This is a genomic window from Nonomuraea sp. NPDC050022, from assembly GCF_044460705.1.
Classification (GTDB): Bacteria; Actinomycetota; Actinomycetes; order Streptosporangiales; family Streptosporangiaceae; genus Nonomuraea.
Genome location: NZ_JBITKE010000004.1, coordinates 502340 through 517782, shown reverse-complemented (window position 1 = coordinate 517782; position 15443 = coordinate 502340). Strand labels below are relative to the sequence as shown.

The 15443-nt window shown below is 71.6% G+C and carries 11 protein-coding genes; 7 read left to right on the top strand and 4 right to left on the bottom strand.

Going from position 1 to position 15443, the window contains the following annotated elements; genetic code table 11:
• Positions 1–76: 76 nt before the first annotated feature.
• Positions 77–2470 carry an excinuclease ABC subunit UvrA gene (locus ACIBO2_RS19025; protein WP_358534293.1) on the top strand — a complete coding sequence of 798 codons (2394 nt, stop codon included), beginning with the start codon at positions 77–79 and terminating at the stop codon, positions 2468–2470.
• A 64-nt stretch (positions 2471–2534) separates the two neighbouring features.
• Here ACIBO2_RS19025 and ACIBO2_RS19020 read toward each other — a convergent pair whose 3' ends face one another.
• Entirely contained in the window at positions 2535–3848 is a 1314-nt protein-coding gene (locus ACIBO2_RS19020) for an MATE family efflux transporter (RefSeq protein WP_397298150.1), read from the bottom strand.
• A gap of 253 nt (positions 3849–4101) precedes the next feature.
• Here ACIBO2_RS19020 and ACIBO2_RS19015 point away from each other — a divergent pair, with 253 nt between their 5' ends.
• From ACIBO2_RS19015 to ACIBO2_RS18995, 5 genes are read left to right on the top strand one after another with little or no spacing between them, the layout of a single operon-like run.
• The gene (locus tag ACIBO2_RS19015) at positions 4102–4638 is read left to right on the top strand and encodes a hypothetical protein (protein ID WP_397298148.1); all 537 of its coding nucleotides are present in this window, start codon (positions 4102–4104) and stop codon (positions 4636–4638) included.
• Positions 4638–6032: a hypothetical protein gene (locus ACIBO2_RS19010; RefSeq protein ID WP_397298146.1), complete on the top strand. Its 1395-nt coding sequence runs from the start codon at positions 4638–4640 to the stop codon at positions 6030–6032. The genes ACIBO2_RS19015 and ACIBO2_RS19010 overlap by 1 nt, the downstream gene beginning before the upstream one ends.
• Complete coding sequence (locus ACIBO2_RS19005; protein WP_397298144.1) at positions 6029–7384, top strand: VWA domain-containing protein; 1356 nt, start codon at positions 6029–6031, stop codon at positions 7382–7384. The genes ACIBO2_RS19010 and ACIBO2_RS19005 overlap by 4 nt, the downstream gene beginning before the upstream one ends.
• An 11-nt stretch (positions 7385–7395) precedes the next feature.
• A complete protein-coding gene (locus tag ACIBO2_RS19000; RefSeq protein ID WP_358534283.1) occupies positions 7396–8508 on the top strand; it encodes an AAA family ATPase in 1113 nt (370 codons plus the stop codon).
• Positions 8505–11303: a DUF5682 family protein gene (locus tag ACIBO2_RS18995; protein WP_397298142.1), complete on the top strand. Its 2799-nt coding sequence runs from the start codon at positions 8505–8507 to the stop codon at positions 11301–11303. The genes ACIBO2_RS19000 and ACIBO2_RS18995 overlap by 4 nt, the downstream gene beginning before the upstream one ends.
• Before the next feature lie 93 nt (positions 11304–11396).
• On the opposite strand, the gene ACIBO2_RS18990 is transcribed toward ACIBO2_RS18995, so the two are convergent.
• From ACIBO2_RS18990 to ACIBO2_RS18980, 3 genes are all read right to left on the bottom strand, one after another.
• Positions 11397–12173: an SGNH/GDSL hydrolase family protein gene (locus tag ACIBO2_RS18990; RefSeq protein ID WP_358534279.1), complete on the bottom strand. Its 777-nt coding sequence runs from the start codon at positions 12171–12173 to the stop codon at positions 11397–11399.
• On the bottom strand, positions 12170–14452 hold the full coding sequence (locus ACIBO2_RS18985) for a xanthine dehydrogenase family protein molybdopterin-binding subunit (RefSeq protein WP_397298140.1): 2283 nt from the start codon (positions 14450–14452) through the stop codon (positions 12170–12172). Before ACIBO2_RS18985 ends, ACIBO2_RS18990 begins: the two co-directional genes overlap by 4 nt.
• Positions 14453–14568: 116 nt before the next feature.
• Positions 14569–14856, bottom strand: coding sequence for a hypothetical protein (locus ACIBO2_RS18980; RefSeq protein ID WP_358534275.1), 288 nt, complete (start codon positions 14854–14856; stop codon positions 14569–14571).
• Between the two features lie 69 nt (positions 14857–14925).
• Here ACIBO2_RS18980 and ACIBO2_RS18975 point away from each other — a divergent pair, with 69 nt between their 5' ends.
• Positions 14926–15420: an MSMEG_6728 family protein gene (locus ACIBO2_RS18975; RefSeq protein WP_358534273.1), complete on the top strand. Its 495-nt coding sequence runs from the start codon at positions 14926–14928 to the stop codon at positions 15418–15420.
• Positions 15421–15443 lie beyond the last annotated feature (23 nt).

Genomic DNA, 15443 nt, shown 5'->3' with positions numbered 1-15443 from the left:
AGACAGGGGGCCGTTGCCGAAGGGGGCGACCTGATGGGGAGCGCGACGGCGGCCCCGCCCAACAGATGGAGACACGATGAGCATGGCCACGAGGACGGACACGCAGTCGCCTGAGCCGAACGTCGCCGACAGTCACGACCTGATCCGCGTGCACGGCGCTCGCGAGAACAACCTCAAGGACGTCAGCGTCGAGCTCCCGAAGCGCAGGCTGACGGTGTTCACCGGCGTCTCCGGCTCGGGCAAGAGCTCGCTGGTGTTCGACACGATCGCCGCCGAGTCGCAGCGGCTGATCAACGAAACCTACAGCGCCTTTGTCCAGGGTTTCATGCCGACGCTGGCGCGGCCCGAGGTCGATGTGCTCGACGGGCTGACCACGGCGATCATCGTCGACCAGGAGCGGATGGGCGCCAACGTCCGCTCCACCGTGGGCACCGTCACCGACGCCAACGCGATGCTGCGCATCCTGTTCAGCCGGCTCGGGCAGCCGCACATCGGCTCGCCCCAGGCCTACTCCTTCAACGTCGCCTCGATCAGCGGAGCGGGTGCGGTCACGCTCGAACGCGGCGGGAAGGCGGTGAAGGAGCGGCGCGAGTTCAGCATCACCGGTGGCATGTGCCCGCGCTGCGAGGGCATGGGCAAGGTGAACGACATCGACCTGACCCAGCTCTTCGACGACTCCAAGTCGATCGCCGAGGGCGCGATCACCATCCCCGGCTACAAGACGGACAGCTGGTGGACAGTGGGGATCTTCACCCAGTCGGGCTTCATCGACCCCGACAAGCCGATCCGCGACTACACCGAGACCGAGCGGTACGACTTCCTCCACCGCGAGCCGACCAAGGTGAACGTCAACGGCGTCAACCTCACCTACGAGGGGCTGATCCCGAAGATCCAGAAGTCGTTCCTGTCCAAGGACCGGGAGGCGATGCAGCCGCACATCCGGGCGTTCGTGGACCGGGCGGTCACCTTCACCGCCTGCCCCGAGTGCGGTGGTACCCGGCTCAGCGCGGCGGTCCGGTCCTCGAAGATCAAGGGGATCAATATCGGCGACGCCTGCGCGATGCAGATCAGCGACCTGGCCGAGTGGGTCCGCGACCTCGACGAGCCGTCGGTGGCGCCGCTGCTCGCCAAGCTGCGGCACACCTTCGACTCGTTCGTGGAGATCGGGCTGGGCTACCTCTCGCTCGATCGGTCGTCGGGCACGCTGTCGGGCGGCGAGGCGCAGCGGGTCAAGATGATCCGCCACCTCGGGTCGTCGCTCACCGACGTCACCTACGTCTTCGACGAGCCGACGATCGGGCTGCACCCGCACGACATCCAGCGGATGAACGGCCTGCTGCTGCGGCTGCGCGACAAGGGCAACACGGTGCTCGTCGTGGAGCACAAGCCGGAGGCGATCGCGATCGCCGACCACGTCGTCGACCTCGGTCCCGGCGCCGGTACGGCGGGCGGCACCGTCTGCTTCGAGGGCACCGTCGAGGGGCTGCGGGCCAGCGGCACCATCACCGGACGCCATTTCGACGACCGGGCCGCCCTCAAGGAGACGGTGCGCAAGCCCACCGGCACGCTGGAGATCCGCGGCGCGACGGCGAACAACCTGCGCGAGGTCGACGTCGACATCCCGCTCGGCATGCTGGTCGTCCTCACCGGCGTGGCGGGCTCGGGAAAGAGCTCGCTGATCCACGGCTCGGTGTCGGGGCGGGACGGAGTGGTCTCGATCGACCAGGGCGCGATCCGCGGCTCGCGACGGAGCAACCCGGCGACCTACACAGGACTGCTCGAGCCGATCCGCAAGGCGTTCGCGAAGGCCAACGGCGTGAAGCCGGCGCTGTTCAGCGCCAACTCCGAGGGCGCCTGCCCCACCTGCAAGGGCGCCGGCGTCATCTACACCGACCTGGCGATGATGGCCGGGGTCGCCACCACCTGCGAGGAGTGCGAGGGGAAGCGGTTCGAGGCCTCGGTGCTGGAGTACCACCTCGCCGGCCGCGACATCAGCGAGGTGCTCGCGATGTCGGTGACCGAGGCCGAGAAGTTCTTCGGCGCCGGTGAGGCGCGTACGCCGGCCGCGCACGCCATCCTCGACCGGCTCGCCGACGTCGGGCTCGGCTACCTCAGCCTCGGGCAGCCGCTCACCACGCTGTCCGGCGGCGAGCGGCAGCGGCTCAAGCTGGCCACCAACATGGGTGACAAGGGCGGCGTCTACGTCCTGGACGAGCCGACCACCGGCCTGCACCTCGCCGACGTCGAGCAGTTGCTCGGCCTGCTCGACCGGCTCGTCGACGCGGGCAAGTCGGTCATCGTCGTCGAGCATCACCAGGCGGTCATGGCGCACGCCGACTGGATCATCGACCTCGGTCCGGGCGCCGGCCACGACGGCGGCCGGATCGTCTTCGAGGGCACACCGGCCGACCTCGTCGCCGCCCGCTCCACCCTCACCGGCGAGCACCTCGCGGCCTACGTCGGCGCCTGACCGAGGCCTTCGCGGACTCGGCGCCGGATCACCGTCCGGCGCCGAGCACCGCCCAACTGCCGGATCACCGTACGGCGCCGAGCACCGCCCAGCGGCCGGACCGCAGTCTGGCCAGCTGGGTGGTCATCCGAATCACCAGGAAGGCCGACAAGCCCGACCAGATCCCCACCAGCCCCCAGCCGAAGCTCAGCGACCCCCATACCAGCGGCAGGAACCCCAGCACCGCCGCACCCAACGTCGCGGTCCGCATGTACGCCGCGTCCCCGGCCCCGAGCAGCACTCCGTCCAAAGCGAACACGACGCCGCCGATCGGCTGCAGCGCGACGAAGAACCACCACGCGTGGGGCATCTCGGCCAGCACCGTCGCATCGGTGGTGAACGCGTGGGGCAGGATGCCGGCCAGCGCCGCGAACACCACCCCGAGCAGCGCCCCGAAGACCAACCCGCAACCGGTCACCTGCCAGGCCAGCCGGCGCGCCCGTTCCCCGTCGCGCGCGCCGAGCGCGGCCCCGACCAGCGACTGGGCGGCGATGGCCAGCGCGTCGAGCACGAAGGCCAGGAACATCCACAGCTGGAACACCACCTGGTGGGCCCCGACCGCCGCCGTGGAGGTGTGCGCGGCGACCACGGTCGCCGACACCCAGCACGCCTGGAAGACCAGACCGAGCACCATCATGTCGCGCGCGAGGCCGAGCTGGGCGCGCATCGCGGCCGGGACCGGCGCGAGCGGCACGCCCTCCGCCAGCAGCGCCCGCACGAACAGGCTCGCCGAGATCACCTGCGCGACCACGTTGGCGAACGCCGAGCCGTTGAGCCCCCAGCCGAACCCGTGCACGAGCACCGGGCACAGCACCGCCGAGATCCCGTTGCCCACGAGCACGTAGCGGAGCGGGCGCCGCATGTCCTGCACGCCGCGCATCCAGCCGTTGCCGGCCAGGGTGATCAGGATCATCGGGGCGCCGAGCAGGGCGATCCGCAGCCAGCTCACCGCGGCGGCGGCGACCCGGTCGTCACCGGCGAGCAGGCCGGCGATCGGCGCGGCGAGGAGTTGCCCGGCCACGATCAGCACCAGCCCCACGATCGCGCCGAGCCAGGTCGCCTCCACGCCCTCGATCACGGCATCGGTACGGCGGCCGGCGCCGTGCAGCCGGGCCGCGCGGGCGGTCGTACCGAAGGACAGGAACCGCATCTGGGTGGCGATCTGCGCCAGCACGATCGCGCCGATCGAGAGCCCGGCGAGCGGCACCGCGCCGAGATGGCCGACCACGGCGGTGTCGACGAGCAGGTAGAGCGGCTCGGCGGCCAGGACGCCGAGCGCGGGCACCGCGAGCTTGAGCAGCTGGCGCAGGGGAGACCCGGCCCGGTCGACATGCTCCACTATGCGCTCCTCTGGTAAGGCGCTCAGCCAGCTTTCGCTCCTGACGGCCGACTTTAACTGTAAGGAGCACCTAGCGGCAATGCCTCTTACTTCGGTAGTCGAAGCCAAGGTCGGGCGTGCTCTCGGAGGTGATCGAAACGCGCCCGCGCTTCCCCGCGAATGGGGTAAATTACGCGATCACTGATCGGCCGTTCGCACAGGTGCCGCCGCACCGGCAGGCGTCCGCGAGCCGCTGGGCTGGAGGTCGAAAGGCGTGACCGCGGACAGAACCGCGTGGGAGCAACAGGCGTCGGAGCAACAGGCGTCGGAGCAACAGGCGTGGGAGCAACACAGCGTGGCACGGGTGGTCTCGCCCGTCAGACCGCGCAAGCTGGCGAAGGTGCCCTTCGTCGAGATGGCCGACGGGCGGTTGCAGGGAGTCGTGTCGAGCGGCTCGGACATCAGCCGGGTGTACGTCTCGTCGGTCACCGCCGGGACCCATAGCTACAACTGCAGCACCAACAACAACCGGCCGTGCGGCGGTTTGTACGGCGACATGTGCAAGCACCTGCGATCACTGGTCGACGAGGCGGTGCTGCAGTACGGCCAGGACCGGGTCGCCGGCTACCTGCGGGTGGAGCTCGCCGAGGGGGAGAGGCTGTCTTACCACCTGAACGGCGGTGTCGAGCGTACGCAGGGGGCCGAGGTGTTCAGCCGGTTCCTGCGCCACCTGGCCTACCTGGAGTTGCCCATGACCACCGAGCCCATCGCCGAGCTGCACTGGTTCCCGTCCACCGGGGCGGTGGGCTGATGCTGAGCGTGCAGCTGGCGGAAATGGTCGACCAGCCCCTGCCCGGTGTCGGCGAGGCGCTCGACCTGGTGACGGGCTTCGACGAGGCCCTGACGAACGGCTTGGCCCGGCTCGGCGAGGAGCGCGCCTCGGCGCTGACCGACCTGGCCGGCGCGGTGGCGGCCACGCCGCTCGGCGATCGGGTGGGGGAGGCGGCGGCCAAGGTCGCCGCGGGCTCGGTCTCGGAGGAGAACGTCACGGCGCTGGCCGGTGGGCGTACCGCGCTGCTGGGCGCGGTGCACGACGCCCTGCTGGGCCGCCTCGACGCGGCACTGGGCCGGCAGCGGGACTCCTGGGCGGAGCCGCCGGCGGCCGGTACGACCGACAACCTGCTCAGCGGGTGCCGGTCCTGGCTCAACGAGCTGGCCATCACCGGCTGGCGAGGCGTCGACCACGACCTCGTCTCGGCCGTGAGCCAGACGATGGAGGCGCTGCTGGCCGAGCCGCGACTGCGCCGGCCGGCCGTGCTGATCGACGGCCTGGCCGCCGAGCTGCGCGCGTCGTGCCCGGTCGCGACGATGGAGGTCGTACCCGCCCGGCGCTGGGCCGACCTGTGGGCGCGGGCGCTGATGCTCACGCAGGCGGGCGGCCTGCCCGCGGGCGCCGGCGAGCCGGTGTCCGGGCGGCTGCTGGTGCTCGGCGTGGACGTGCACGAGCACGCCACCGCCGTGCAGGCGCAGGTCCACGCGATCCTGGAGCCCGCCGACGGCGGTCAGTGCCGTCTGGTGCGTACGAGCGTCGCCGCCACGAAGGTGGACACGATCGTCGGCACGGCCGTGTGGCGGCTGCTGTCCGGGGCCCCGGTGCTGCTCAACGCGCTGGCGAAGCACCGCAGCCTGGACATCAAGGACATGCCGCTGCTCGGCGGCGGCGACCTGGTGTGGCACGACGACCGGGCCACGGTGGGGAAGCCGGCGGACCCGTTCACCACGGCGAGGCTCCAGCTCGGGAGCGCGCTCGCCCCGGCCGTGCCGCCGCTGGAGCGCCACCCGGTGCGCCTCGCCGAGCCGGTGCTGGTCGAGGGCTACTCCGTGCCCAAGGGTGATCCGATGGTGTTCGACTTCGACGGCAAGACGATCACCGTGGACATCGACCGGCTGCCGTCATGCGGCCCGCTCACGCCCGCGATCGTGCGCGGCTCCGAGTCGTGCATCGGGCTGCTCCGCTGGGACGCCGGCCGATGGCTGCTCCAGCCGCTCGCCGTCCAGGGGACGGTCAAGAAGCTGCCGGTCACCGCGCACAACGGCGACTGGGCGCAGGGCGCGACCGACCCCAAGATCGCCAAGGCCGAGGCCAGGAACGGCGACGCGGTGGCCGTGCTGCGCGAGCGGGCGGGACGGCTGCTGCGCAAATGACTGCCAACAACGAGAACAGGCGGCAGGTGCTCTACTGGCGCCTGCTGGCCCGGGTGTTCAACACCGAGGAGCAGGCGGCCCTGGAGTCGGCCAGCGTGGCCGTCGTGGACGACCTCGGCCTGCCGGCCGCCCTGCTCGACCCTTCGGTGTCGGTGGACAACCTCGTGCAGCGCTTCCCCGACCTGGCCGCCGAGTTCGACGGCCTGCTCGACCACGCCGAGGACGCCGAGGACTCCGGTGAGCAGGTGCGCAGGGCCGCACTGATCTCCAAGCTCCTGCTCAACGTCTTCGCCACTGGGACGGGCGACGTCTCGGCCTCCCAACTCGCCGCCTGGCAGAAGGACGCCGGGTGGTTCAAGAAAGCGTGCCGGGGAGGCGGCGCCGGGCAAGGCCAAGGAGAGCAGGGCGAGGGATCCGGCCAAGGCCGGGGGCTGGGCACCGGCGGCGGCGGTCGCGGAATCGACGACGCCGAGCTGAACAAGGCCCTGGCCAACCTGGAAGGCGACCTGGTCCGCCGCATGCGCCTGCGCGAGGTGCTGTCCAACTCCTCCCTGGCCGCCCAGCTCAATCCCAGCATGTCGCTCATCGAGCAGCTGCTGCGCGACAAGGACAACCTCTCCGGAGTCGCCCTGGCCAACGCCAAGGCGCTGATCCGCAGGTTCGTCGACGAGGTCGCCGAGGTGCTCCGTACGCAGGTCGAGAAGACCAGCGTCGGCAAGATCGACAAGTCGGTGCCGCCGAAGCGGGTGTTCCGCAACCTCGACATCGAGCGGACGATCTGGAAGAACCTCACCAACTGGAGCCCGGAGGACGAGCGGCTGTACGTGGACCGGTTGTTCTACCGGCACACGGCCAGGCGGACGACTCCGGCCCGGCTGATCGTGGTGGTGGACCAGTCGGGGTCGATGGTCGACTCGATGGTCAACTGCACCATCCTGGCGTCGATCTTCGCCGGGCTGCCCAAGGTGGACGTGCACCTGGTCGCCTACGACACCCGCGCGCTCGACCTGACGCCGTGGGTGAAGGACCCGTTCGAGGTGCTGCTGCGGACGACTCTCGGCGGCGGCACGGACGGTACGGTCGCGATGGCCCTGGCCCGGCCGAAGATCGTCGACCCGCGCAACACCGTGATGGTCTGGATCTCCGACTTCTACGACAACCGGTCGCTGATCGACGACTTCACGTCCCTGCATCGTTCGGGGGTCAAGTTCATCCCGGTCGGCTCCGTGAACAGCTCGGGGTACGCCAGCGTGGACCAGTGGTTCCGCGAAAAGCTGAAGGACCTGGGCACCCCCGTGATCTCCGGCCACATCCGCAAACTCGTGCTCGAGCTCAAGAACTTCCTCACCTAGGAGACCCGCGAATGACTGAGACACTGCGTGCCCCCGCCGAGGTCAAGTACGCCGAAGAGCTCGACTGGCTGGAGTCCATTGACGACGGCCCCAAGCCGTTCTCGTGGCGGCTCAGCCCCCGGATGGTCCGCCTGTTCGTGCTCGGCTCCGAGCGCTCGGACGGGCTCGACCGCGAGATCCCGCAGAAGTGGTTCGGTGACCGCAGCTTCGTCGAGCGCAGCATCGTGACGCTGGCCTCCGACCGCGGCCTGCTGCTCATCGGCGACCCGGGCACCGGCAAGAGCTGGCTCGCCGAGCTGCTCTCGGCGGCGATCAGCCGCAACTCCACCCTGGTCGTCCAGGGCACGGCCGGTACCACGGAAGACCACATCAAGTACTCCTGGAACGTCTCCATGGTGATCGCCAAGGGGCAGTCCCGCCAGTCGATGATCCCCTCGCCCATCATGACGGCGATGGAGCGGGGCGTGATCGGCCGCTTCGAGGAGCTGACCAGGTCGACCAGCGACGTCCAGGACGCCCTGATCTCCATCCTGTCCGAGAAGTACGTCTCCATCCCCGAGCTCGACGACGACAACATCGTCTTCGCCCAGCCCGGATTCTCGATCATCGCCACGGCCAACAGCCGGGACCGGGGCGTCAACGACCTGTCGTCGGCGCTGAAGCGGCGCTTCAACTTCGTCCGCATCCCCGTGGTGACCAGCAAGACCAGCGAGGCGGAGATCGTCCGGTTCCGTACCACGGAGCTGCTGCGCCGGCACCGCATCGAGCTGGACGTGCCGCCCACGCTGCTCGACATCCTGCTGCAGAGCTTCGCCGACCTGCGGAGCGCGGCGGCCTCGGCCAAGAGCGACGACGACAAGCTCGAGTCGGCCCTGTCCACGGCCGAGCAGATCGGTGTGCTCGAGGACGCCATCCTGCACAGCCAGTTCTTCGGGGACCGCCAGTTGCGGGCAGAGACGCTCGGTGGCTCGCTGGTGGGCTCGCTGGCCCGCCGTCAACCGGAGGACCTGGCCATCCTGAACAAGTACTGGCACGGCATCGTCGAACCCCGCAGCAAGAAGGACGGCGGGCCGTGGACGGACTTCCTCGAAGGTGGCCGCCAGGCCATCAAGACGCTCTCATGAGCCCGTTCGGCGCACTCCGCGAGCAGCTGCTGGACGCCGCCGCCGCGTTCGCCGGCGAGCCGGACACCCTGGCCGGGATCCTGTCGGGCCTGGTCGACGACGTCGACCGGGCACTGAGCGAGCAGCTCGAGATCTTCCCGGTGTGTCACCACTCGCCGGCCTCGGCGCTGGCCATGGTGCGGCGCCTGCGTGAGAAGCAGCCCAAGGTCATCTATCTGGAGCTGTGCGAGGACCTGCGGCCGCTGCTCGACGAGCTGCGCAACTGCCGCCTGCCGGTGGCGCTGCAGGCCTTCGCCTCCGACGTCGACGGCTTCCCGGCCAGCTGGGAGCCGCTCAGCGTGGTGGCGCCCATCACGGAGGTGTCGGCCGAGTACCAGGCCATCTCGTACGCGCTCAACACGCCGGACGTCGAGCTGGTGCTGGTGGACCGCTCGACGGACCACGTCTTCCAGTGGCTGCCCCGCGACCCGGCCGATCCGGCCGAGCCCAAGCAGGGCGGGGACGACGACGCGGGCCTGCACGGCGACGCCGTGGGCGTCGAGATCGGCGACCTGCGGCCGCGCTTCGCCGAGCTGGAAGAGCACCTGCTGCACCACGGCAAGGTCCGGCACTGGTCGGAGTGGTGGGACCAGTACGTCGAGCAGCCGCTGACCGGCGCGGACTACGACTCGTACCGGCAGGTCATGGTCCTGATCGGCAGCCTGTTCCGCCGCCTGCGCCCCGAGGGCGACCGGCGGACGGACCGCGACGAGGACCGCGAGCGCTACATGTGGACGCGGATGCGCGAGCACCTCGCCGCGACGGGCGCCGACCCGGCCGAGTGCCTGTACGTCTGCGGCGCCTTCCACGCGGCCAGCCGGGTGGAGCAGTTCGGGCTGGCATCGGACGCGCCCTTCGAGATCACCCCGCGTACGGCCACCCAATGGCTGTACGGGCTCATCCCGTCGAGCCACTCGGCCATCGAGGCCCAGTTCGGCCTGGCCTCCGGCTCGGTCTCGATCGCCGCGGCCACCTGGGAGAAGGCGCTGCAGCGCGACGGCGTCAAGCCGTACCAGCTGGCGGGTCAGAAGAAGCCGGCCAAGAAGCCACGGAAGCCGGTGGCGCCCGTCCCGCCGCAGCCGGTCACCGACCGGTTGTCCGGCTTCCTGGCCAAGCCGCCGGTCCTGGACGGCCTGGACGAGGCCGAGCTGCTCGGCTGGTCCGTCGACATCGTCCGGCTGGCCCGGCGCAACGGCTACCAGTCCAGCACCGCCGACGCCATCGCCGTGTTCGAGACGTCGATCCTGCTCGCCGGGCTGCGTGGCCGGGGACGTCCCACGCCGTACGACTTCCAGGACGCCGCCGTCACCTGCATCGAGAAGGACACGGTGCCGGGCCGCCGGGACGTGCGCCGCCTGTGCGAGATCCTGCTCGGCGGCGACCGGATCGGCCAGGTGGGCTACCACGCCATGCCGCCGCTGGCCCAGGACGTGTTCGACCGGCTGCGGCCGCTGGGACTGGACCTGAGCAAGCGCACGGTACAGCGGGCGCTCATGGACCTCAAGGCGGACCCGCACCTGGTGCCCTGCTCCGACCTGCTGTGGATCCTGCGTCACCTGCTGCCCGACGACGCCGTACGGCCCATCATGGGCGCGCGGCGACTGGGCGAGCGGGCGATCCAGGAGAGCTGGGACCTGACGATCGGCAAGCACCAGCGCTCGATCATCGAGCTGGGCTACGAGGGCATCACCGTCGAGCAGGTGCTGGAGCAGCGGCTGCGGCGCAAGGTGTGGGACCCTAAGGCGACCGCGGCCGTGGCGCTCGCGGCCGTCGAGGACTCGATCCTCTACCTGCGCAGCAGGCGGTTCACCGACGAGCTCGGGGCGCGGGCCGTGGAGCTGCTGGCCGCCGAGCGGTCCGTGGACGACGCGCCGGAGGTGCTGCGCCGGATCAGGCGGCTGCTGGCCCACTACCGCGCGACCGAGCCGGAGCTGCCGGCCTGGTGCGAGGCGTTCGTCACGGCGGGGTTCGCGCATTACTGCACGCTGCTGCCGACCGCCTTCGTGGACGAGTACACCGGGGTCCGGCAGGTGTCGGCCATGCTCGGGTTCCTGTTCACGATGGAGAGCCTGGCGCTGGCGCTGGGCTGCGAGCGGGCCCAGCTGGAGATCGCGGTACGGCAGTCGCACCCGGAGGCGCCCGCCAAGGTGGCTCTCCTGTGGTCGGCCCAGTACCTGCTCGGCACGTTGCCGCTGGCCGAGCTGCGGGCGCGCTGCGACGAGCTGCTCGCCAACCCGCTCGTGATCCCGGCGTTCCCGGAGTACATGAGCGGGTTCGCGCAGGCGATGGAGCCGGCTCCCGCGCTGGCGTCGTTCGTGGTCGAGCTGATGTCGAAGGCCTTCGGCCGGTTGCCCGACTCCATCCTGCTGCCGTGGCTGCCCGGCCTGATCCTGACTCTGCGCGAGCAGGCCGGTGAGCTGGTGCCCGTACTGGTGCGCGAGGCGGGCCGTACGTTCCCCGGCGGCCTGGCCGCGCTCGACCAGTGGACGCCGCCCTGGTCGGCGAAGCCCGCCAAGAAGGCGGTAGGTGCGGCGGCGCCCGCGCAGGCGGGCCCGGTGACCGACCTGCTGGCGGGACATCCGGCCGCGACCGACGCCGTGGCCGCGCTGCTCGGCTGCGAGGGCGGCTGGCAGCAGGCCGCCGACGGCCCGTCCGGCGGCACGTCCAGCGGCTCGTCCAGCGGGGAGGCGGGCGCACTCCTGGCCCGTCACCCCGAGACCGCCGACGCCGTGACGGCGGTGCTCGTCAGCGTGTGAGTCGGGGACCGGCGCCTACCGATTCACCGGTAGGCGCCGGTCCGCAGGGTTCGGCGGCCCCGCCCTTCTCCCAGGTGCCCCGGTCGCGGCGGGTCACATGGGAGGTGGCGGCACCGGGCCGAGCTCGGGGCGTTTGGCGACGCGCCCGTCCCCCGAGGACCGGCCGCGCAGGCGCCGGTAGATCCAGGGCCCGGCGAAGCTGGCGACCCAGCGCACCTCGGCCCCGGCCACCCGCCAGCGCGCGGCCGGGGGGAGCGGGGTGAGCGGGACCGACCAGGTGTCGTCGCTGCCGGGCAGCCCGATGGCGTGGGCGATGGCGGCGGCGATCCTGGCATGACCCAGCGGACTGGCGTGCAGCCGGTCGCTGCTCCACATCCTGGCGTCGGTGGTGAAGGAGTGCGGGAAGGTGTCGACGACGATGACACCGTGGCGGGCGGCGGCGGCCTTGATCCGGTCATTGATGTCGAGCACGCGGGGGACCAGCCGCCGGGCCAGCGGGGCGATCTTGCCGATGTCGGGGAAGGTCACGGTCACCACGCACGCGCCGGACGCGGTGAGCCGCTCGAACATCTCCTCCAGCGCCGAGGCGACCGCGGCGGCGTCGAAGCCGGGCCGGACGAGGTCGTTCATCCCGGCCATCACCGTGGCCAGGTCGGGCCGCAGCCGCAGCGCCGGGCCGAGCTGCTCGTCGCGGATCTGCCCGGCCAGGCGCCCGCGAACGCCCAGATTGGCGTACTGGACGTCGGGGTTCGCGGCGGCCAGCTGCTCGGCGAGCCGGTCGGCCCAGCCGCGGTGGCCCCGGACGTCGTCACCGTCGCCGAGGCCCTCCGTCTGGCTGTCACCGAGGGCGACATATCGGGCGTAGGTCATCCAGAGAGTAGAGCCCACAAGACGGCCGGGGTCAACGGCGTTCCGGTGACGCGGCCGGCGATCTCCGGAAGCGCGGCGGCGACCGCGTTGCCGATGGCCGCCGGCGGGCCGATCGTCCCCGACTCCCCGGCGCCCTTCATGCCGCCCGGCGTGCGCGGCGAGGGCACCTCCAGCGTCGCGAGCCGGATGTCGGGGATCTCCCGGGTGGTCGGCAGCAGGTACTCGGCGATCGGCTGTCCCTCCTCGGTGTAGACGATCTCCTCCGTCAGCGCCATGCCGATCCCCTGCGCGATCCCGCCGAGAACCTGGCCCTCCACGATCGCCGGGTTGACCAGCACACCGGAGTCGTTGACCGCCCAGTAACCCTCGACCTCGACCGCTCCCGTCTCCGGATCGACCGCGACCGCCGCCGCGTGCGCCCCGTAGGCGTAGGTCATGTCGGCCGGATCGTAGGAGACCCGCTCCTCCAGCCCGGGCGCGGCCCCCTCGGGCAGGTCCCAGCCCCGCCACGCCGACGTGGCGATCTCCCGCAACGTCAGCGACGCCTGCGGATCCCCCTTGACGCGTACGACGGAGTCGACGATCTCCAGGTCGGCCGGCGCCGCCTCCAGCCGATGGGCGGCGATGGCCACGATCTTCTCCCGCAGCCGGTCCCCGGCCAGGGCCAGCGCGCCGCCGCCCACCGCGAGCGAGCGGCTGGCGATCGACCCGATCGAGGAGTACGGCGTGGCCGAGGTGTCGCCCAGCACCACGCGTACCCGGTCGAGCGGCACCCCCACCCGGTCCGCCGCGATCTGGGACAGCGCCGTCTCGATGCCCTGCCCGACCCCCGACACACCCGACGAGACGACGACCGAGGCGTCCTGCTCCATGCGCAGGATCGCGGTCTCGAAGCCCCCGGCCAGCATGCCCATGGCCTTCATGCCCATCGACGAGCCGAGCCCGGTGCCCTCCACATGGCAGGAGTAGCCGACGCCGCGCCTGCGCCCGTCGTCACGGGCCGGGGGAGTGACCAGGTCGCGCAGGGTACGCAGGGCTCGGGGATAGTCGCCGGAGTCGTACGCCTGCCCGGTCCGGGACGTACAGGGGAGCTCGTCGGGGCCGAGCATGTTGCGCAGCCGCAGCTCCACCGGGTCGGCGCCGAGCCGTCTGGCCGCCTCGTCGATCAGCCGCTCCCTGGTCCAGGTGGCCTCCGGCTGACCGAAGCCGCGGTAGGAGCCGGTCGGGGTGGTCGTCGTGACGACGGCGCGCAGCCGTACCCCCGCCCGGTCGAAGCGGTAGGGGCCGGGCAGCAGCGTGGCGGTCACCGCGAACGGCGAGATGCCGACGTTCGATGGGTGGCCGCCGAGGTCGCCGACGACGTCGGCGTGCAGCGCGACGAAGCGCCCGTCCGCGTCGAGCGCCAAGCGGGCCCGGTGTACGGCGGCCCGCGAGGGCAGGGTCGCGGCGAGGCGGTCGGTGGGCGACTCCGTCCAGCTCACCGGGCGGCCCAGGCGCATGGCGGCCAGGCAGATGAGCACTTCATCCGGATACAGGTGCTCCTTTCCCCCGAAACCCCCACCGGCGTCGCCGGTCACCACGCGTACCCGGTCGTGGGTGAGCCCGAGCGCGTCCGCGGCCTGCTCGCGTACGTGGTGCGGGGCCTGCGTCGAGGTCCGCACGGTCAGCTCGCCGTCGGCGAAGTCGGCGACGATGCCGCGCGGCTCCAGCGGGTACGGCGTGGCCCGGCCGAACGTGAACGTCATCTCCACCACGTGCGCGGCCCCCGCGATGACCGCGTCGCAGTCCTGGTCGCCGAGCGTGAAGTCGGTCAGCACGTTGCCGCCCCAGTCCGGGTACAGCAGCGGGGCGTCATCGGCCAGCGCCCGCTCGATCCCGATCACCGGGGGCAGCGCCTCGTAGCCGAGGTCGAGCAGGTCGGCCGCGTCCCTGGCGGCCTCCGGCGTCCGGGCGACCACCACGGCGAGCGGCTGGCCCACGTAGCGGATCGCCTCGTCGAGCGCCAGGTAGGAGGTGACGGGCTGGCCGGGGCTCAGGGTGACGCAGGGCAGCCGGACCGCGGCGGCATCGCCCGGCGTGATGACGTCGAGCATCCCGTCGATCGTCCACGCCTCCTTGGCGTCCCAGCTCACCAGCCGCCCGTGGGCGATGGGGCTGCGGACGACGACCGCGTACGCCATGCCGGGCAGCCGTACGTTCGCGACGTAGCGGGCGCGGCCGGTCAGCAGCCGGGCATCCTCGCGGCGGGGCGTCCTGGCACCCACATAACCTTCAGGCATAGCCCGATTGTGAGCGTGGGCGGGCGGCCGGTCCATCGACACACGGGTGTCACTCGGCTACCTCTTGTGTCACCCGGCCGCCTCTTGCGTCATCCGGTTGCCGTCCGGCACGGGTGTTACCCGGCCGCCTCCCACACGGCCTCGAAGGCGGCTCCGGTGATCTCGGTCAGCTCCCAGATCTCCACGGCCTGCTCGGTGAGGAAGCCGTGCTCGTCCTGGAGATGCCGCCACCAGTAGCGGTGCGCGGCGCGGTCGGGTCCGATCTCGATCTGCCTGACCGCCCAGTGCTCGCCTTCGCCCTCGACGGTCTCGAACAGCCATAGGCCGCCGCGCTCGTCGTCGCCGCGCCAGTGGTGGCGCGGCAGGTCCGACTCGGCGAGCTGCTTGATCAGGTCGGGAAGCACGGCTCCACTCTAGGTTGATCGCGAGCCGCCATGGGTAGCCGGTGGGCATGAGGCGACCACGGGGCAGCCGTGCAGACGTTCCTGCCTTATCCCGACTTCGCGCGCACCGCGGCGGTCCTCGACCCGCTGCGGCTGGGTAAGCAGCGGGTCGAGGCCCTGCAGATCCTGCGCGCCCTGACGATCCCCGGCTACGGCTGGCGGCACCACCCGGCGGTGCGCATGTGGGCGGGTTACGAGGAGGCGCTGGTGCGATACGGGATCGACGTGTGCGGCCGGTGGTGCGCCACCGGCCGCGCCGACACCTGTGCCGACACTCTGACCAGGGAGTTGGCCGAGCGCTGCGGCAGCACCGCCGTCCGCTCCCAGGTATGCCTGGAGGCGGACGGCGAGCTGCCGCCGTGGCTGGGCGACGCCGGTTTCCATCTCAGCCACCGCTCCGCCCTGCTGCGCAAGGCGCCCGGCTTCTACCGGCCGCTGTTCGGCGACGAGCCCGACGACCTGGACTACGTCTGGCCCGCCTCGGGCCGCCCGCCCTCGTGCCTGCCCGGCCGGGAGTTCGGCTGAGTCCGCCCGAGTTCGGTTGAGCA